General features: G+C 64.5%; 18 protein-coding genes. 12 read left to right on the forward strand and 6 right to left on the reverse strand.

The window, feature by feature from the left end:
- Positions 1 to 193: 193 nt before the first annotated feature.
- Positions 194 to 592 carry a hypothetical protein gene (locus tag YU3_RS0109410; protein ID WP_027165996.1) on the reverse strand — a complete coding sequence of 133 codons (399 nt, stop codon included), beginning with the start codon at positions 590 to 592 and terminating at the stop codon, positions 194 to 196.
- Positions 593 to 718: 126 nt separating this feature from the next.
- Positions 719 to 2,524, reverse strand: coding sequence for an IlvD/Edd family dehydratase (locus YU3_RS0109415; protein ID WP_027165997.1), 1,806 nt, complete (start codon positions 2,522 to 2,524; stop codon positions 719 to 721).
- A 149-nt stretch (positions 2,525 to 2,673) separates the two neighbouring features.
- On the opposite strand from YU3_RS0109415, the gene YU3_RS0109420 reads away from it, so the two are divergent.
- The gene (locus tag YU3_RS0109420; protein ID WP_027165998.1) at positions 2,674 to 3,123 is read left to right on the forward strand and encodes a carbon monoxide dehydrogenase subunit G; all 450 of its coding nucleotides are present in this window, start codon (positions 2,674 to 2,676) and stop codon (positions 3,121 to 3,123) included.
- A 15-nt stretch (positions 3,124 to 3,138) separates the two neighbouring features.
- Here YU3_RS0109420 and YU3_RS0109425 read toward each other — a convergent pair whose 3' ends face one another.
- Entirely contained in the window at positions 3,139 to 4,338 is a 1,200-nt protein-coding gene (locus tag YU3_RS0109425; RefSeq protein ID WP_280795803.1) for an Mrp/NBP35 family ATP-binding protein, read from the reverse strand.
- 226 nt (positions 4,339 to 4,564) lie between these two features.
- Here YU3_RS0109425 and YU3_RS0109430 point away from each other — a divergent pair, with 226 nt between their 5' ends.
- Complete coding sequence (locus tag YU3_RS0109430; protein WP_027166000.1) at positions 4,565 to 4,942, forward strand: VOC family protein; 378 nt, start codon at positions 4,565 to 4,567, stop codon at positions 4,940 to 4,942.
- Positions 4,943 to 4,965: 23 nt separating this feature from the next.
- On the opposite strand, the gene YU3_RS0109435 is transcribed toward YU3_RS0109430, so the two are convergent.
- The gene (locus YU3_RS0109435; protein ID WP_027166001.1) at positions 4,966 to 5,970 is read right to left on the reverse strand and encodes an inorganic phosphate transporter; all 1,005 of its coding nucleotides are present in this window, start codon (positions 5,968 to 5,970) and stop codon (positions 4,966 to 4,968) included.
- A 3-nt stretch (positions 5,971 to 5,973) separates the two neighbouring features.
- Positions 5,974 to 6,615 (reverse strand): DUF47 domain-containing protein, encoded by a 642-nt coding sequence (locus tag YU3_RS0109440; protein ID WP_027166002.1) that lies wholly within the window; start codon positions 6,613 to 6,615, stop codon positions 5,974 to 5,976.
- 157 nt (positions 6,616 to 6,772) lie between these two features.
- Between YU3_RS0109440 and YU3_RS0109445 the strand changes: the two genes are divergently transcribed.
- The 10 genes from YU3_RS0109445 (at position 6,773) to YU3_RS0109490 (ending at position 17,163) form a co-directional block, all read left to right on the forward strand.
- Positions 6,773 to 7,672, forward strand: coding sequence for a LysR family transcriptional regulator (locus YU3_RS0109445; RefSeq protein WP_027166003.1), 900 nt, complete (start codon positions 6,773 to 6,775; stop codon positions 7,670 to 7,672).
- A gap of 193 nt (positions 7,673 to 7,865) precedes the next feature.
- Entirely contained in the window at positions 7,866 to 8,345 is a 480-nt protein-coding gene (locus YU3_RS0109450) for a formate dehydrogenase subunit gamma (RefSeq protein ID WP_027166004.1), read from the forward strand.
- Positions 8,342 to 9,898 (forward strand): NADH-quinone oxidoreductase subunit NuoF, encoded by a 1,557-nt coding sequence (locus tag YU3_RS0109455; RefSeq protein WP_027166005.1) that lies wholly within the window; start codon positions 8,342 to 8,344, stop codon positions 9,896 to 9,898. Before YU3_RS0109450 ends, YU3_RS0109455 begins: the two co-directional genes overlap by 4 nt.
- Before the next feature lie 10 nt (positions 9,899 to 9,908).
- Complete coding sequence (gene fdhF / locus YU3_RS0109460) at positions 9,909 to 12,821, forward strand: formate dehydrogenase subunit alpha (protein ID WP_027166006.1); 2,913 nt, start codon at positions 9,909 to 9,911, stop codon at positions 12,819 to 12,821.
- Positions 12,822 to 12,984: 163 nt separating this feature from the next.
- Positions 12,985 to 13,815 (forward strand): formate dehydrogenase accessory sulfurtransferase FdhD, encoded by an 831-nt coding sequence (gene fdhD / locus YU3_RS0109465; protein WP_027166007.1) that lies wholly within the window; start codon positions 12,985 to 12,987, stop codon positions 13,813 to 13,815.
- On the forward strand, positions 13,805 to 14,116 hold the full coding sequence (locus YU3_RS0109470; RefSeq protein ID WP_027166008.1) for a formate dehydrogenase subunit delta: 312 nt from the start codon (positions 13,805 to 13,807) through the stop codon (positions 14,114 to 14,116). The genes fdhD and YU3_RS0109470 overlap by 11 nt, the downstream gene beginning before the upstream one ends.
- A gap of 112 nt (positions 14,117 to 14,228) precedes the next feature.
- Complete coding sequence (locus YU3_RS0109475; protein WP_027166009.1) at positions 14,229 to 15,782, forward strand: alpha/beta fold hydrolase; 1,554 nt, start codon at positions 14,229 to 14,231, stop codon at positions 15,780 to 15,782.
- Between the two features lie 109 nt (positions 15,783 to 15,891).
- A complete protein-coding gene (locus YU3_RS0109480) occupies positions 15,892 to 16,365 on the forward strand; it encodes a carboxymuconolactone decarboxylase family protein (protein WP_027166010.1) in 474 nt (157 codons plus the stop codon).
- Between the two features lie 78 nt (positions 16,366 to 16,443).
- Entirely contained in the window at positions 16,444 to 16,806 is a 363-nt protein-coding gene (locus YU3_RS0109485) for a nuclear transport factor 2 family protein (RefSeq protein ID WP_027166011.1), read from the forward strand.
- Between the two features lie 42 nt (positions 16,807 to 16,848).
- Positions 16,849 to 17,163 carry a hypothetical protein gene (locus tag YU3_RS0109490; protein ID WP_027166012.1) on the forward strand — a complete coding sequence of 105 codons (315 nt, stop codon included), beginning with the start codon at positions 16,849 to 16,851 and terminating at the stop codon, positions 17,161 to 17,163.
- 183 nt (positions 17,164 to 17,346) lie between these two features.
- Here YU3_RS0109490 and YU3_RS0109495 read toward each other — a convergent pair whose 3' ends face one another.
- Positions 17,347 to 18,774 (reverse strand): gamma-aminobutyraldehyde dehydrogenase, encoded by a 1,428-nt coding sequence (locus YU3_RS0109495; RefSeq protein WP_027166013.1) that lies wholly within the window; start codon positions 18,772 to 18,774, stop codon positions 17,347 to 17,349.
- Positions 18,775 to 18,787 lie beyond the last annotated feature (13 nt).

An 18,787-nucleotide genomic window follows, 5' to 3' on the forward strand; every position in this document is an offset into this window, starting at 1 on the left:
GGCCTGCGAACGGCGTCTTCCTGCGCTTCCGGCCTTCGCCGGCCGAAGCGCTCATGGGTAGCGGCGTGGGAGTTAAGGCTACGGCCGGCATAGGCCGGTGCTCACGTACTTCAAGTACGCTCCGCTCCAGTTCTCGGAATCCACGATTTTCGACTCGGCCTGACCTGAATCTCAACGCATCCTACCCAACGGTTCACTCGGCACTCAGCCCGTAGCGCTCGACGACGTCGGCGTTGATCAGCTTGGCGTGAAGCGTCATCAGCACGATCTGCGCGTCGAAGCTGTCGCCGGCCTCCAGCGCCGCCTCGATGCGGCGCTCGACCGCCGATGTCGGCTCAGGGCCATTGGCCTGCTCGAACACTTGCGGCCCGGCGACGCAATAGCCGCAGAGCTGCGCCACCGACGCATAGGCATCCGCCGGCGGCTCGTCCGGCCAGCGGTCGTTCATCAGGCTGACGATGGTGAGTTTTACGCCCTCGGGTACCAGGGCAGGATGCAGGTCGGCCTTGCGCAACGCGTCATCGAGCTGGCGCAGGTCGCCGGAGCGGCCGAACATGCCGAGGAAGCCGAGGGAAGAACGCCGTTTCGCCACGATGGTCTCTCCTTCGCAAGCCTGCCGAGATCGAGCTTATCTGTGGATGCCGGGGAGCCGAAACAAGGCATGGGAAAGGGCGGCCCGCTATCCGCAAGCCGCCCTCATGATTAGCAGACTACAAGGTCAGTGATTGTCGCGCGGCACGCCGCTGGTATGCGCGACGTCCTGATACTTCACCGCCGGCTTCAGCACCATGCCGGCCGAGAATTGGTCGACCATGCCGCGCTGGATCTCCTGCCACGGCGTCTGGTGCTTGGGATAGTGGTAGCCGCCATTACCTTGCAGCGCGGCACGCCGCTTGGCGATCTCCTCGTCGCTGACGAGGATATTGGCGGTGCCCTTCTTCAGGTCGATGCGGACGCGGTCGCCGGTCTTGAGCAGCGCCAGGCCGCCGCCGATGGCGGCTTCCGGCGAGGCGTTGAGGATCGACGGCGAGCCGGAGGTGCCGGACTGGCGGCCGTCGCCGATGCAGGCGAGCGCGTGGATGCCCTTCTTGATGAGGTAGGCGGGCGGCTGCATGTTGACCACCTCGGCGCCGCCGGGATAGCCGACCGGACCGGCGCCGCGCATGAACAGGATCGTGTGCTCGTCGATGCCCTGCGCCGGATCGTCGATGCGGGCGTGGTAGTCCTCCGGACCGTCGAAGACCATGGCGTTGCCTTCGAAGGCCTCCGGGTCGTTCGGGTTGGAGAGGTAACGCTCGCGGAATTCGGGCGAGATGCCGCTGGTCTTCATGATGGCGGAATCGAACAGGTTGCCCTTGAGATTGATGAAGCCGGCATTGGCCTTGAGCGGCTTGTCGGCGCTGCGGATGACATCGTGATCCTCGTTGACCGCGTCTCGGCAATTGTCGCCCATCGTCTTGCCGTTGACGGTGACCGCGTCGGGATGCGGCAGCAGCCCGCCTTTCATCAATTCGGCGACGACCGCCGGCACGCCGCCGGCGTGGTGATAATCCTCGCCGAGATACTCGCCCGTCGGCTGCAGGTTGACGAGAAGCGGGATGTCGAGACCGATCTTCTGCCAGTCGTCATTGTCGAGCGGCACGCCGAGATGGCGGGCGATCGCGTTGAGGTGGATCGGCGCGTTGGTGGAGCCGCCGATCGCCGAGTTGACGACTATGGCGTTCTCGAAGGCCTGGCGGGTCATGATGTCGGAGGGCTTCAGGTCCTCATGCACCATCTCGACGATGCGCTTGCCGGTCTCGTAAGAAATCTGGCCGCGCTCGCGGTATGGCGCCGGAATAGCGGCCGAGCCCGGCAGCTGCATGCCGAGCGCCTCGGCCAGCGAGTTCATGGTGGTCGCCGTGCCCATGGTGTTGCAATAGCCGGTCGACGGCGCCGAGGAGGCGACGATATCCATGAACTCGTCATAGCCGATCTCGCCGGCCGACAGGCGCTGGCGCGATTCCCAGACGATGGTGCCGGAGCCGGTGCGCTTGCCCTTGTGCCAGCCATTGAGCATCGGGCCGACCGACAGCGCTATGGCCGGAATGTTGACGGTGGCGGCCGCCATCAACAGCGCCGGCGTGGTCTTGTCGCAACCGATGGTGAGCACGACGCCGTCGAGCGGATAGCCGTAGAGCACCTCGACGAGGCTCAGATAGGCAAGGTTGCGGTCGAGCGCGGCGGTGGGGCGCTTGCCGGTCTCCTGGATCGGATGGCACGGGAACTCGAACGGGATGCCGCCCATCGAGACGATGCCTTCGCGCACGCGCTTGGCAAGCTCGAGGTGGTGTCGGTTGCAGGGCGAAAGGTCGGAGCCGGTCTGCGCGATGCCAATGAGCGGCTTGCCCGACATCAGCTCGGCGCGCGTCAGGCCGTAGTTCAGATAGCGCTCGAGATAGAGCGCCGTCATGCCCGGATTGTCGGGATTATCGAACCACTCCTGCGAGCGAAATTTCTTATTCTTGGTGGGGGCGCCTGCCATGGTGGTCTCCGTATTTGTATGACAAATCGATAGGACAATGCGTCCATGCAGGCAAGAGGCAGGCGCGCCGCGACCCGGACTTTGGTGCGATAGACTTGTTTCGGACCACGCGCTACGACCAATCAGCATCAGCAATCCGGGAGGTCTTGATGGCTTTGGTGATCGAAGGCGAGGAGCGGATCGCCGCACCCGTCAAGAAAGTGTGGGAAGCCCTCAACGACCCGGACATCCTGAAGGTGGCGATACCCGGCTGCCAGAGCCTGGAGAAGAAATCCGATACCGAGATGGCGGCCACCGTGGTGCTGAAGATCGGGCCGATCAAGGCGACCTTCAACGGCGAAGTCACGCTGAAGAATCTCAAGCCGCCGCATTCCTACACCATCCAGGGCGAAGGCAAGGGAGGCATTGCCGGCTTCGCCAAGGGTGGCGCCGACGTCACGCTGACCGCCGACGGGCCGGACGCGACCGTGCTCAAATACGCCGCCAAGGCCGAGGTCGGAGGCAAGATCGCACAGCTCGGAAGCCGGCTGATCGAGTCGACATCGAAGAAGCTTGCGGGGCAGTTCTTCTCGACGTTCGGCGAGAAGGTCGGCGCCTGACCCTCCCCGCGAGGGTTACTCGAACACGATGCTCGGCACGGCGGCTTCGGCCGCGCCGCGCTCTTGCAGGACCCGCTCCCAGACCTTGGTTGCGATGTCGCGATAGATCTTCGCCTCGGCGCCGTCCGGCTTGGAGGCAACGACCGGCGCGCCGGCATCCGAGCTTTCGCGGATGCCCATCTCCAACGGCACCTCGCCGAGGAAGGTGACGCCAAGGCGTTCGGCCTCGCGGCGCGCGCCGCCATGGCCGAAGATGTCGTAGCGCTTGCCGGTGTCGGGCGCGAGGAAGTAGCTCATGTTCTCGACGATACCGAGCAGCGGCACGTCGACCTTCTTGAACATGTTGAGGCCCTTGCGCGCATCGATCAGCGCCAGGTCCTGCGGCGTCGAGACGATGACGGCGCCCGCAAGCGGCACCTGCTGGGCCATGGTAAGCTGGGCGTCGCCAGTGCCGGGCGGCATGTCGACGACCAGCACGTCGAGCGAGCCCCATTCGACCTCGCGCAGCATCTGCGTCAATGCCGACATCACCATCGGGCCACGCCAGATCATCGGCGTCTCCTCATCGACGAGGAAGCCCATCGACATCACCTTGAGGCCGTAATTCTGCATCGGCTTCAGCACCTTGCCGTCGACGGTCTGCGGCCGGCCATGGATGTTGAGCAGACGCGGCATCGACGGACCGTAGATGTCGGCATCGAGCACCCCGACCTTCAGCCCGTTGGCGGCAAGGCCGAGCGCCAGGTTGACCGCGGTGGTCGATTTGCCGACGCCGCCCTTGCCGGAAGCCACCGCGATGATGGCATCGATGCCGGGCACGCCGCGCCTGCCATGGCTTTGCGATGCTGGCGCGTGCGGCGCCGGACGCTGCGGAGCAACCTGGGGCGCGGGGCGTGGCGGCGCTGCCTGCGAAGACGGTCCCGGCGCTGGGCGCGGCCGAACCGGCGCCTCCATGCCGCCGCCCTTTTTCTCGGCGGTCAACGCGACGACGGCATTGGCGACGCCGGGGATCGCTTTCACCGCACGCTCGGCGGCGGTACGCAATGGCTCCAGTTCCTGCGCGCGGGCGGCGGGAACGGTGATCGAGAAGAATACCTTGGAATCGGCGATGAATATCTCCGAGACCATGCCGAGATCGACGATGTTGCCGGTGAAGTCAGGCCCGTTCACCGTTTTCAGGCGCTCGATGACGGATTCCTTGGTGACGGCCATGATTTTCTTCCTCGGCGTTCGGGGTGTCAGATAGTGCAGTTTCCCGCGAGAACCAAGCCGTGGAACAATCGCTTGTCCGAGGTGCTCCCGAAAACGACGGCCCACGTCGGATTTGCCGGATGAGGCTCCTGACGGACCGGCAGTTCCTGGCTTGTCATGGCCAAACGGCCCGCCCGCCCTATTTCGGTCGCCTGAGCGAGGACACGGACAATCCGAGAAGGAGACGGTCATGCTCGAAAACAGCAACGCAACAGCCAATCTCGCGGTCAAGGACCTGGCGAAAGCGAAGGCTTTCTATGAAGGCACGCTAGGCCTCAAGCAGGTGGACGACATGGGCGGCGAGCTGATCGTCTACAAAAGCGGCGACACGCTCATCAACGTCTACCATTCGCAGTTTGCCGGCACCAACGAGGCGACAGCGGTAACCTGGGCAGTCGGCGACGAGATCGGCGCAATCGTCAAATCGCTGAAGTCGAAGGGCGTCACCTTCGAGCACTATGAGATGCCCGGCCTATCGCTCGAAGACGATATCCATGTCGGCGACGGCATGAAGGTCGCCTGGTTCAAGGATCCTGACGGCAACATCCTGAACCTCGCGGGCAAATAGCTCCGCGGTCGGATCCGGCCTCATCATCCGGCCAACCGCGTCGCGAGGTAGGTGAGCGCGGAAATCGCCGCCGTCGCCGGCAAGGTGACCACCCAGGCGACGACGATGTTGCCGGCGATGCCCCAGCGGACGGCAGAGACTCGGCGGGCGGCACCCACGCCGATGATGGCGCCGGTGATGGTGTGGGTGGTCGAGACCGGGACACCGAGCCAGGTGGCGGCGAAAAGCGTTATGGCGCCGCCCGACTCGGCGCAGAAACCCTGCATCGGGTTCAGCCGCGTGATCTTCGATCCCATCGTATGGACGATGCGCCAGCCGCCAAACAGCGTGCCCAGCGCCAGCGCCGACTGGCAGGTGAGGACCACCCACAGCGGCACATAGAAAGTCTGGCCGAGCACGCCTTGCGAATAGAGCAGCACGGCGATGATGCCCATGGTCTTCTGCGCGTCATTGCCGCCATGCCCAAGCGAATAGAGCGAGGCGGAAAAGAATTGCAGCACGCGAAATGTATTGTCGACGGCGAACGGCGTCTGGCGCACGAACAGCCAGGAGACCACGAGAACGAGGAGGAGCGCGAGGACAAATCCGGTCGCCGGCGAGAGCACGATGGCCGCGACCGTCTTGCCGAGCCCCGACCAGACGATGGCGCCGGTTCCGGCCTTGGCGACGCCGGCGCCGACCAGCCCACCGATCAGTGCGTGCGAACTGCTCGACGGAATGCCCGCGACCCAGGTGACGATGTTCCAGACGATGGCGCCGACAAGCGCTGAGAAAATCACAGCCGGAGTGACGATGCTGGCGTCGACGATGCCTTTTCCCACCGTCTCGGCGACATGCAGGCCGAAAAACAGGAAGGCGATGAAATTGAAGAAAGCTGCCCACAACACCGCGTAATGCGGCCTGAGCACCCGGGTGGAGACGATGGTCGCGATCGAATTGGCGGCATCGTGCAGGCCGTTGAGGAAATCGAAGAACAGCGCCACGACAACGAGGCCGACCAACAGGGGAAAAGCGATCGTGGCGTCCATCGCCTAAACGTTCTCGATCACGATGCCGCTGATCTCGTTGGCGACGTCCTCGAAGCGGTCGACCACTTTTTCCAGCTGGCCATAAATCTCGCTGCCGATCAGATAGGCCATCGGGTCGCCGCGGCCGTGACGCTTGAACAGATCCTTCAGGCCCTGCTCGTGCAGGTCGTCGGCGCGGCCTTCGACGCGCATGACCTCCTCGGCGATGGCATTGAGGCGTGCGGCGTTGGCGCCGACCTTGCCGAGCAGCGGGATGGCCTCTGCGACCAATCGGGCGGCTTGAACGATGACGTCACCCATTTCCCGCATCAGCGGGTCGAACTCCCTCACCTCGAACAGTTTCACCGTCTTGACGGTCTTGTGCATCATGTCGATGGCGTCATCCATCGACTGGATCAGATCCTTGATATCGCCGCGGTCGAAGGGCGTGATGAAGGAGCGCCTGACGGCAAGCAGAACCTCGGCCGTGATGCCGTCAGCCTCGTCTTCGAGATCGATGATCCTCTGACACCAGCGGTCGATGTCGTTGCCATCGAGAAGCTGCTCGAGGGCCTCGGCGCCGCCGACCACGGTGCGCGAATGCCGCTCGAACAGATCGAAGAAGCGATCTTCGCGCGGCAACAGCTTGCGAAACCAGCCCAGCATCTCGTCCTCCTGCATCCTCCTATCCCACATACCGCCATGCGCGGCATGGGAAAACAGATAGCCGGCTCAAAAATGTGGACGACGTCCGATTGTGCGTGCGACTTGCGCGGCAAGGCGATTTCCCCGACCTTGGGCAAACCGTGGTGGATCGGATGGCATGATCGACAAGCTGGAATTCTTCATCGCTTTGGCCAAGGAGGAGCATTTCGGCCGGGCCGCGGAGGTGTGCGGCGTCACCCAGCCGACACTGTCGGCCGGCATCAAGCAGCTCGAAGAGCAGCTCGGCGTCATGCTGGTGCTGCGCGGCTCCCGCTTCCAGGGCCTGACGCCGGAAGGCAAGCAGGTGCTGGGCTGGGCGCGCCGCATCGTCGGCGACACAAGGACGATGCGCGAGGAGATGCGGGCGGCGCGCCACGGCCTTGCCGGCCGCATCCGCATCGCCGCCGTCCCAACCGCCCTTGCCATGGTGGCGCGGCTGACGACGCCGTTCCGCGAAAAGCATCCGGGCGTCACCTTCTCGGTCCTGTCGCGCACATCGATCGAGGTGTTGACGCTGCTCGGCAATTTCGATGTCGATGCCGGCATCACCTATCTCGACAACGAGCCGCTCGGGCGCGTCACCAGCGTGCCGCTCTATGACGAGCGCTACCAACTGATCACGGCGGTCGGGAACCCCTATTCCGACCGCGACAAAGTGACATGGGCCGAGATCAGCCATCTGCCGCTCTGCCTGCTGACGCCGGACATGCAGAACCGGCGCATCATCGACCAGCATCTGGCGGAAGCCGGCGTGCAGGTGCGCCCGACGCTGGAGTCGAATTCGATGATCGTCCTGTTCTCGCATATAAGGACCGGCAAGTGGTCGTCGATCATGCCGCTCAACCTTGCGGAAACGTTCGGCTTTTCCGAACCCATCCGGGCCATTCCCATCGTCGAACCGGACGCCAGCCACACGGTCGGGCTGGTGGCCGCGCCGCGCGAGCCGCACACGCCGCTGGTGCAGGCGCTCTTGGACGAGGCGATGGCGCTGGCGGACGATTTCCGTGCCCATCGCTAGGTTAGAGATTGCGAGCTGCCTAATTTCGATAGAAAATTTCTATCGAGCAACGGGAGCGCTTTATTGATTTCGGAGGTTTCCTCTGATTTCGTAATGACTTAGCGATATTGCGTCCATGCATGTCGTTGACCCAAAATCGCTGCAGAGTTTGGGCGACATATGATTGGATGCCACGACCCAGGGAGGGCGCTGCTTGACCATGCAGGCCGCAAGTACCGAGATCGCGTCGCGCACGGCGGCGATCATTGACCAGATGAAGGGCCTCGAGGGCCCGTTGCTGCCGATCCTGCACAGCATACAGGAAGAGTTCGGGCACGTTCCGAAGGACGCGCTGCCGGTGATCGCCGATGGGCTGAACCTCTCCCGGGCCGAGGTGCACGGCGTCGTCAGCTTCTATCACGATTTCCGCGCCAAGCCTGCCGGCCGGCATGTGCTGAAGCTCTGCCAGGCTGAAGCCTGCCAGTCGATGGGCTCGGACGCCGTCGCGGCCAAGGTCAAGCAGTTGCTCGGCATCGATTTCCACGAGACCGCGCGCGACGGATCGGTTACACTGGAACCGGTCTACTGCCTCGGGCTTTGTGCCTGCTCGCCGTCGGCGATGCTCGACGGCGAAGTCATCGGCCGGCTCGATGACGAGAAGATCGAAGAGATCGTCGCGGAGGTGCGTTCATGATCCCGCGGATCTATATCCCGGCGGATTCCGGCGCGCTGGCGCTCGGCGCCGAGAAGGTTGCCAAGGCTATTCGTGCGGAGCTGAGCGAACGCGGCGTCGAAGCCAAGATCGTGCGCAATGGCTCGCGCGGCGCTTATTTCCTGGAGCCGATGGTCGAAGTGGCGACGGCCAATGGCCGGGTCGCCTATGGGCCGGTCAAGCCGTCCGACGTCAAGGGCCTGTTCGACAGCGGCTTTCTCACAGGCGGCCATCACAAGCGCTGGCTGGGCTCCCCGGACAAGATCCCCTTCTTCGCCAAACAAACGCGGCTGACCTTCGCGCGCTGCGGCGTTATCGATCCGTTGTCGCTCGACAGCTATAAGTCGCATGGCGGCCTGGCGGGCCTGCAAAACGCAGTCGCCATGGCGCCGGCCGATGTCGTCAAGCAAGTTACCGAGTCCGGCCTGCGCGGCCGCGGCGGCGCAGGGTTCCCGACCGGCATCAAGTGGAAGACGGTGCTGGATACAGCAGGCGAACAGAAATACATCGTCTGCAACGCCGACGAGGGCGACAGCGCCACTTTCGCCGACCGCATGATCATGGAAGGCGATCCCTTCGTGCTGATCGAAGGCATGGCGATCGCCGGTATCGCCACCGGCGCGACCAAGGGTTTCGTCTATGTCCGCTCGGAATATCCGCATGCGGTGGCGACGATGAACAAGGCGGTCGCGATCGCCCGCAAGGCGGGCGTGCTTGGCGTCAATGTACTGGGTTCGCCGAACGCCTTCGACATGGAAATCCGCGTCGGCGCCGGCGCCTATGTCTGCGGCGAGGAAACCTCGCTGTTGAACAGCCTCGAGGGCAAGCGCGGCGTGGTGCGCGCCAAGCCGCCGCTGCCGGCCATCCAGGGCTTGTTCGGCAAGCCGACGGTGATCAACAACGTGATCAGCCTGGCCTCGGTGCCGATCATCATGGACAAGGGCGCCGCCTACTACAAGGATTTCGGCATGGGCCGCTCGCGCGGCACGATCCCGATCCAGATCGCCGGCAACGTCAAGCATGGCGGCCTGTTCGAGACGGCTTTCGGCCTGACGCTGGGCGAGATTGTCGACGACATCGGCGGCGGCACGGCTTCGGGGCGTCCGGTGAAGGCGGTGCAGGTCGGCGGGCCGCTCGGCGCCTATTTCCCGCGCGCGCTGTTCGACACGCCATTCGACTACGAGGAATTCGCCAAGCGTGACGGCCTGATCGGCCATGCCGGCATCACCGTGTTCGACGACACGGCCGACATGCTGAAGCAGGCGCGCTTCGCCATGGAATTCTGCGCCATCGAAAGCTGCGGCAAGTGCACGCCCTGCCGCATTGGCTCGACGCGCGGCGTCGAGGTTCTCGACAAGGTCGCGGCGGGAATAGAGGCGGAGAAGAACCTCGCGCTTGTCACCGACCTCTGCAACACGATGAAGTTTGGATCGCTTTGCGCGCTGGGCGGTTTCACGCCCTACCCGGTGATGAGCTCGATCACGCATTTCCCCGAGGATTTCAAGCCGGCGCCCGCGCGCGTGGCTGCTGAATAGGAGCTGGCAGATGAACATCAAGGCCGACTTCCCGACACTCATCGAAGAGATCGACTACGGAACGCCCGAGTCGAAAGCGACGAAGCAGGTTACGCTGACGGTCGACGGGCAAAGCATCACCGTGCCGGAAGGCACGTCGATCATGCGCGCGGCGATGGAGGGCGGGGTCGAGATCCCGAAGCTCTGCGCCACCGACATGCTGGACTCCTTCGGCTCCTGCCGCGTCTGCCTGGTCGAGATCGAAGGGCGCGGCGGCACGCCAGCCTCCTGCACGACGCCGGTCGGCGAAGGCATGGTGGTGCGCACGCAGTCCGACAGGCTCGACGCCATCCGCCGCGGCGTCATGGAACTCTATGTCTCCGACCATCCGACCGGCTGGAACGAGAAGGCCGGGACCGGCGCCAGCGAGTTCGACGCGGTGGCGAAGTCGGTCGGCCTGAGCGAAAACCGTTACGGCGTCGAAGGCCGCAACCACGTCAAGGAAGACGGCGGCGTCGCGCCCGGCCACGGCTCACTGGCCGTCGACTATATCGCCCGCGACGAATCCAACCCCTATTTCACCTACGACCCGGCGCAATGCATCGTCTGCTCGCGCTGCGTGCGCGCCTGCGAAGAGGTGCAGGGCACCTTCGCGCTGACCATCGAGGGCCGCGGCTTCGAGTCGCGCATGGTCGCCGGCATGCATGAGGACTTCATCGCTTCGGAATGCGTCTCCTGCGGCGCCTGCGTGCAGGCCTGCCCGACCGACGCATTGCGCGAAAAAACTGTGCTCGAAAAGGGCATGCCGGAGCGCTCAGCCGTCACCACCTGCGCCTATTGCGGTGTCGGCTGCTCGTTCAAGGCCGAAGTGAAGGATGACGAAGTCATCCGCATGATGCCCTACAAGGACGGCAAGGCGAACCACGGCCATTCCTGCGTCAAGGGCCGGTTCGCCTATGGCTATGCCACCCACAAGGACCGCATCCTGTCGCCGATGGTCCGCGAGAAGATCACTGATCCGTGGCGCGAGGTGAGCTGGGAAGAGGCGATTGCGCATACTGCGAAGGAATTCCGCCGCATCCAGTACCAGTACGGACGCACCGCGATCGGCGGCATCACCTCGTCGCGCTGCACGAACGAGGAAACCTATCTCGTGCAAAAGCTGGTGCGTCAGGGCTTCCGCAACAACAATGTCGACACCTGCGCCCGCGTCTGCCATTCGCCGACCGGCTACGGGCTTGGCCAGACCTACGGCACCTCGGCCGGCACGCAGGATTTCGATTCGGTCGACTTTACCGACGTCGCCGTCATCATCGGCGCCAATCCCGCTTCCGCCCATCCGGTGTTCGCCTCGCGGCTGAAGAAGCGGTTGCGCCAGGGCGCCAAGCTGATCGTGCTCGATCCGCGCCGCACCGAGATTGTCAAGTCGGCGCATGTCGAGGCGGACTATCACCTGCCGCTGAAGCCCGGCACCAATGTGGCGGTGCTGACGGCGCTGGCGCATGTTATCGTCACCGAGGGCCTGTTCGACGAAGCCTTCATCCGCGAGCGCTGCGACTGGGCGGAGTTCCATGACTGGGCGTCCTTCGTCGCCCTGCCGGAGAACAGCCCTGAGGTTGTCGGCAAGCTGTCCGGCGTCGATCCCGAACTGATCCGGGGCGCCGCGCGCCTCTATGCCAAGGGCGGCAATGGCGCGATCTATTACGGCCTCGGCGTCACCGAGCACAGCCAGGGCTCGACCACGGTGATCGCCATCGCCAACCTCGCCATGGCCACCGGCAATATCGGCCGTCCGGGCGTCGGCGTGAACCCGCTGCGCGGCCAGAACAATGTGCAGGGCTCCTGCGACATGGGCTCGTTCCCGCATGAGCTACCCGGCTACCGCCATATCTCGGGCGAAGCGGTGCGCGACATCTATGAGAGCCTGTGGGGCGTGAAGCTGGACGATGAGCCCGGCCTGCGCATCCCCAACATGCTGGACGCCGCCGTCGACGGCTCGTTCAAGGGCATCTACATCCAGGGCGAGGACATCCTGCAGTCCGATCCCGACACCAAGCATGTCGCCGGCGGCCTCGCGGCGATGGAATGCGTGGTCGTGCACGACCTGTTCCTCAACGAGACGGCCAACTACGCGCATGTCTTCCTGCCGGGCTCGACCTTCCTCGAGAAGGACGGCACCTTCACCAATGCCGAGCGCCGCATCAACATGGTGCGCAAGGTCATTGAGCCGAAGGCGCGCTACGCCGACTGGGAAGCCACGCAGGAGCTTGCCCGCGCCATCGGGCTTGACTGGAACTACACGCATCCGTCGCAAATCATGGACGAGATCGCCAAGACCACGCCAAGCTTCGCGGGTGTTTCCTTCGATCTGCTCGACCGCGTCGGCTCGGTGCAATGGCCCTGCAACGAGAAGGCCCCGCTCGGCACGCCGATCATGCATGTCGACGGCTTCGTGCGCGGCAAGGGCAAGTTCATCCGTACCGAATATGTGGCGACGGACGAGCGGACCGGCCCGCGCTATCCGCTGCTGCTCACCACCGGCCGTATCCTGTCGCAATACAATGTCGGCGCGCAGACCAGGCGTACCGAGAACGTCACGTGGCATGCCGAGGACCGGTTGGAGATCCACCCGCATGACGCCGAAGTCCGCGGCGTGCGCGACGGCGATTGGGTGCGGCTGGCGAGCCGTTCGGGCGAAACCACGCTGCGCGCGCTGATCACCGACCGCGTCTCGCCCGGCGTCGTCTACACGACCTTCCACCATCCGGACACGCAGGCCAACGTGATCACGACCGACTTCTCCGACTGGGCGACCAACTGTCCGGAATACAAGGTCACCGCCGTGCAGGTGGCGCCGTCCAACGGCCCGACCGACTGGCAGAAGGACTATAACGAACAAGCCAAGCAGAGCCGGCGCATCGCACCGCTGGAAGCGGCGGAGTAGCTGTGTCGAGGCATTCGACAACAAGAGCTTCAATCTTGACGGCATGTCGACCCCCACTCGGTCGAGCTCCGCTCGACACCTCTCCCCCGATCGACGGGGGAGAGGAAAGGCGCGGGCCTCGACAGTTGCTGCGAAGGATGGGCAGGGCAGAGGGGTGCGCCTCGTGACGAACGAACGCCCTCCTATCTCTCAGACCTCTCGTCTCGCGCATCGCGCCGGCGGCACCGCTGCCGCGGACCGCATGGTGCCGGAAGAGGTGCCGGTGGCGTTCTCCTTTGCTGGCACCACGCATGCAGTGATGATGGCGAGCCCCGCCGATTTCGAGGATTTCGCGCTCGGCTTCTCGCTGACCGAAGGCATCATCGCCGACCCTGACGAGATCGAGGCGATCGAAGTCGAGGATCTCGGCGCCGGCATCGATATCCAGATCAGGCTGAAGGACAAGGCCAACACGCGTTTCCAGGCGCGGCGGCGCCGGCTGGCCGGGCCGGTCGGCTGCGGCTTGTGCGGCATCGAATCCATCGAGGAAGCGATGCGCTCGGTCGACGCGGTCGGTGCGTCGAAGCTTACGCTCAACGCCGAGGACGTCACCCGTTCGGTCAAGCTGCTATCAAAGCGGCAGCCACTGCACACTGAAACCGGCGCGGTGCACGCAGCCGGCTTCTATGTGCCCGGCAAGGGCATCGTGATGGCACGAGAGGATGTCGGCCGCCACAACGCGCTGGACAAGCTCGCCGGCGCGTTGGCCAGGGCCGGCATCGACGGCTCGAGCGGCGCCGTTGTCGTGACCTCGCGCGTGTCGGTGGAGATGGTGCAGAAAACGGCGGCCATCGGTGCCGCGATCATCATGGCGGTTTCGGCACCGACCGCGCTTGCCATCCGCACCGCGGAGGCCTCCGGCATGACGCTGGTGGCGCTGGTGCGCGGCGACGATTTCGATATTTTCACCCATCCCGACCGAGTGGCTTGCGGAGTTGCCAAGCATGTCGCATGACGAAGATCACATCACCAGCACCGCGGAAAAGCTGGTGCGCATGGCCAACCAGATCGCCGCCTTCTTCCATTCGAAGCCGCGCGAGGAAGGCATTGCCGGGGTTGCCGAACACATCAACAAGTTCTGGGAGCCACGGATGCGGCGCCAGTTCTTCGAGATGCTGGATGCCGGCACCACGAATTTCGACGACCTCGTGATCGCCGCCTCGGCCAAGATCAAGCGGCCGATCACCCCGGCCGAGGCCGACGCGAAGCTTGGACTCAAGGCCTTCCCAGCCGACGTCGCCGCTTCGCAAAAATAGCCGCGGCTCTAGACGGCCTTATATTTCTTTCTGCTAAAGTTTAGGCTGCCGCTGTCGGCACGGTTCTGCTATGTTTGACGATCAGAAATCGTCAGGCCAGGCGGAAGAACTCGTGAGGCCGATCGAGACCCGATATGCCCGTAGCGGCGATGTCCGGATCGCCTATCAGGTGGTCGGCCAAGGCGCGTTCGATCTTGTCTTCGTGCCGGGCTTCATCTCCAATCTCGACCTGCACTGGGAAGACGAGGGTTACAGCCGCCTGTTGAGACGGCTTTCCGCCTTCTCGCGGCTGATCCTGTTCGACAAGCGCGGCACCGGGCTTTCCGACCGCGTCGATACCCGGCATCTGCCCAGCCTCGAGACCCGCATGGACGACGTGCGCGCGGTGATGGATGCCGCCGGCAGCGGCCGGGCGGCGATCCTCGGCGCTTCGGAAGGCGCGCCGATGGCGATGCTGTTCGCCGCCACCTATCCGGAACGGACGCGCGCGCTGGTGCTTTACGGCGGCTATGCGCATTTCCACAAATGGGTGATGCCGCCGGAACGGCTGGAAGCCTTCATCGAGACGGCGGAGACCTCCTGGGGCACCGGCGCGACCTTGCCCAATTTCGCGCCGGGACGGGTCGACGATGCGCATTTCTCGCAGTGGTGGGCGCGGTTCGAGCGGCTGTCGGCCAGCCCGACGGCCGCTGCGGCGCTTGCCCGCATGAACGCCGACATCGACGTGCGCGGCATCCTGCCGATGATCAGCGCGCCGACGCTGCTCATCCATCGCCGCAACGACGCCCGTGTCGACCCCGACGCCAGTCGCTTCCTTGCGAAGAAAATTCCCCATGCCCGTCTGGTCGAGATACCCGGACGCGATCATCCGATCTGGACCGGCGATGTCGATCGCGTGGCCGACCTGATCGAGGAATGCCTCACCGGCGAGCCCGCCGTGGCCGACACCGAGCGCGTGCTCGCAGCGCTGCTGGTGACGCGCATCTACGACACCGCCAAGCTCGGCGATCGCATGTGGAGCGAGCGCAGCCAGCGCTTCCAGGAAACCTGGCGGCTTCTGGTCAGCCGCCATGGCGGACGCACGGCCGGCACGCATGGCGAATTGATGATCTCGCGCTTCGACGGGCCGGCGCGCGCCATACGCTGCGCCGCGGCGTTGCGCGAGGCGGCGCAGCAGATCGGCGTGGCCAGCGCGCAAGGCGCGCATGTCGGCGAGATCGAAATGCGCGGCCAGCCGGTCGGGCTGACGGCGCGGGTGACGATGCAGCTCGCCACCCATGCCGGACGCGGCGACATCCTCGCCTCGCGGCTGGTCGCCGACCTCGCCGTGGGCTCCGGCCTGCATTTCATCGATGCCGGCCGTGTCAGCCTCGATGAGCTGGATGAGCCCCTGCCGGCGGTTCTGGCGACGTCGGAGCAGCATCTGGAGCCGGCCTGTCGGACCAAGCCAAAGCCTGCCGAGCCGGCGGCGCTGACCGCGCGCGAAAGCGAGGTGGTGAACCTGGTCGCCGACGGCAAGAGCAATGCGGCGATCGCCGCCGAGCTCAGCCTCAGCGAGCACACGGTCAAGCGCCATGTCGCCAATATCCTGCTCAAGCTCGACCTGCCGTCACGAGCGGCGGCGGCGGCATTTTCAGCCAGGCACCCTGGCCCGGACGGGCCATAAGAGCCATGGCGCTTTCGGGGGAAGCGCCGGGCCTGCTGTAGGCGATATCAATTCTCCCCATGCAGGCCGGGCGATGTCGCCGAAGGGGCACTGCGAAATGGAGGATGAAATGCTGAAACTCAGTCGCAAGATCGGATTGCTGGCATTTGCCGCGGGCGCATTGCTGGCCATCACCCCGGCGCATGCCGAAGACGCTTCGGCCACGGCCGCCTACAAGGACATCCAGGCCACCCTCGGTTCGGTGCCCGACATGTTCAAGACTTTGCCCGATGTCGCGGTCGCCGGCGCCTGGGCCGAAATCAAAGGCGTACAGCTCAATCCGAACACCGCGCTCGACGGCAAGACCAAGGAGCTGATGGGCCTTGCGGTGGCCTCGCAGATCCCGTGCCAGTACTGCATCTACTTCCACACCCAGGCGGCCAAGCTCAACGGCGCCAGCGACGAGGAGATCAAGGAGGCGGTGGCGATGGCCGCGATCGTTCGCCACTGGTCGACAATGCTCAACGGCAGCCAGGTCGATCTCGCCACTTTCAAGAAGCAGACCGACGACGTGTTCGCCGCCGTAAAGGCGAAGTCGCAGTGAGAACCCCTGCCCGGCGCCGCTACCGGGCAGCACCTCTTCAATCGAACGCCCAACATGATGTGGGCCATGGAGATAAAAATGTTGACCAAGACACAAACAGTAGACGGCGCGGCGATCAAGAAGGCGATCGAAGGCCGTGACGGCAAGCTGCTGTCAAGCTTCTACAATGACGATGCGCTGGTGCGGGTGATCGACCGCAACAACCCGCCGAGCAAGCCGCGCGAGATCCGCGGACGCGCGGCGATCAGCACCTTCTGGGACGACATCTGCAGCCGGGCGATGACCCACAAGGTCGACACCACGATCGCCGAGGGCGACAGCCTCGCCTTCACCCAGGCCTGCGCCTATCCGGACGGCACGAAAGTATTCTGCGCCGCGATGCTGGAGCTGAAGAACGGCCGCATCGCGCGGCAGACCGTCGTGCAGGCCTGGGACGAATAGATCAACCGCGGGCTCAACCGCAAATCAGGGAGGAGAAGGAAAATGTTCAGCGCCAGATGGCAGATCGACGCCAAGTTCGGACACAAGCAGACGGTGCTCGAACTGCTCAAGAAATGGGAGCGAGAGATCGGCTCGCAGGTCGGCCTAGCCGACCTGCAATTCCAGATCATGACCGGATCGATCGGCGCCCGGGAAGCAACTGTCGAGTCGCATCACCAGGTCGAGAGCCTGGCCCAGTTGGAGGCGTTCTTCGCCAAGATCAACAAGATCGACGCGCACGCCAAATGGGGCAAGGAAATGGAGCCCTATGTCGTTTCGGGCACCAGCCTCTGGAATATCTATCGGATCGTGGAGTAGTGGTTACGCTCGACCTTCCTTCTCCCCTTGTGGGAGAAGGAAGGTCGACGCGTTAGCGTCGAGACGGATGAGGGGTGTTCCAGCCTGGCGCCAAGCTACCCCTCACCCGGATTGCCAACCGATTTGCGAAGGGCAAATCGGGGCAATCCGACCTCTCCCACAAGGGGAGAGGTAAAAGCGCTGCTACCCGTGCGCCACCATGACATGCCGCACGGCCGTGTAGTCTTCGAGCGCGTAGAGCGACATGTCCTTGCCGTAGCCGGACTGTTTGAGGCCGCCATGCGGCATCTCGTTGGTCAGCATGAAGTGCGTGTTGATCCAGGTGCAGCCATATTGCAGGCGCGCGGCGGTCGCCATGGCGCGCGAGACGTCCCTCGTCCACACCGACGAAGCAAGGCCGTAGTCGCTGTCGTTGGCCCAGTTCACTGCTTCGTCGACATCGGAAAAGCGAGTGATCGAGACGACGGGGCCAAACACTTCGCGGCGCACGATCTCGTCCTCTTGCAGCGCGCCGGCGACGACCGTCGGCTGATAGTAGAAGCCGGAGCCCTCGCCCGGCTGGCCACCGGTAGTGATGTCGATGTGCTTCAATTCGGAAGCGCGCTCCACAAAGCTCGACACGCGGTCACGCTGGCGGCGCGAGATCAGCGGGCCGATCTCGTTCTCGGTATCGTCGGGCTGATTGTATTTGATGGTCGAGACGGCCGACGAGAGGTCGGCGACGAGCTTGTCGTAGATCTTCTTGCCGGCATAGATGCGGCAGGCGGCGGTGCAGTCCTGGCCGGCATTGTAATAGCCGAAGGCGCGCAGGCCGTTGACCACGGCGCCGAGGTCGGCGTCGTCGAAGACGATGACCGGCGCCTTGCCGCCGAGTTCCAGATGCGTGCGCTTGACCGACTTGGCCGCAGCCTGCAGCACCTTCTTGCCGGTGGCGACGTCGCCGGTGATCGAGATCATGTTGACCTTGGGGTGGTTGATCAGCGTATTGCCGACGCTGTCGCCGCGGCCGAGCACGACATTGACGACGCCCTCAGGCAGGATCTCGGCCAGGATCTTCGCCAGCTTCAGCGCGGTCAGCGGCGTCTGCTCCGACGGCTTGAATACGACCGTATTGCCGCCGCCGATCGCCGGCGCCAGCTTCCAGGCCATCATCATCAGCGGATAGTTCCAAGGCGCGATGGAGGCGACGACGCCGATCGGGTCGCGCCGCACCATCGAGGTGTGGCCGGGAATATACTCACCGGCGACCTGGCCAGGCATCGAGCGCACCGCGCCGGCGAAGAAACGGTAGCAGTCGACGATCGCCGGAATCTCGTCGTTGAGCACCGCGTTGATCGGCTTGCCGCAATTCAGCGCCTCGAGCGCCGCAAACTCCTTGGCTTCGGCCTCGATGCGATCGGCGATCTTGAGCAGATAGCCGGAGCGCTGCGCGGGCGTGGTGCGCGACCACAAGACGAACGCTTGTTCGGCGGCAGTGACAGCCGCCTCGATCTGCGCCGGGCTCGCTTCCGGCAGGTTGAGGATGGTCGCCCCGGTCTTCGGATTGAGGATCGGCTCCTCGGTTTCGGTGCCTTTCTCGAATTTCGAGCCGATCAGCATTTGAGTGTCCATGGGGGTTCTCCCT

This window comes from Mesorhizobium sp. WSM3224 (assembly GCF_000427725.1).
Lineage (GTDB): Bacteria > Pseudomonadota > Alphaproteobacteria > Rhizobiales > Rhizobiaceae > Mesorhizobium.